The organism is Microbacterium maritypicum MF109 (assembly GCF_000455825.1).
In the GTDB taxonomy this organism is placed as follows: Bacteria; Actinomycetota; Actinomycetes; order Actinomycetales; family Microbacteriaceae; genus Microbacterium; species Microbacterium maritypicum_A.
The window spans coordinates 1-307 of the sequence record NZ_ATAO01000111.1; the positions used below are offsets into that span (position 1 = coordinate 1).

Genomic DNA, 307 nt, shown 5'->3' on the forward strand with positions numbered 1-307 from the left:
CGCCTGTGTCGAGCACCTCCCACTCGCGCTCGGTCGCCCAGAACTTGACCTTCGCCGCATCCTCCGCGGTGAGCGTGTTGTCCTTGTAGGCGAGCAGTGCGCGGTCGATGTACGCCCACATCGCATCGGTGGTCGCAGACATGTCGGCGAGCCGGAAGCGGGTGTTCTGGAAGTCGGCGATGCGCTCACCGAACGCCTCGCGATCCTTCGTGTAGGCGATGGTCCAGTCGAGGGCGGCCTGTGCGGCTGCGGCCGCGGCGACGCCGATCGAGAGACGCTCGAGCGGCAGGTTCAGCATCAGCTGGAT

The 307-nt window shown here is 66.8% G+C and carries 1 protein-coding gene; it reads right to left on the reverse strand.

Annotated elements, in window-relative coordinates; genetic code table 11:
* The coding region (locus L687_RS0121205; protein ID WP_031206897.1) for an acyl-CoA dehydrogenase family protein at nt 1-307 on the reverse strand (307 nt) is incomplete at both ends.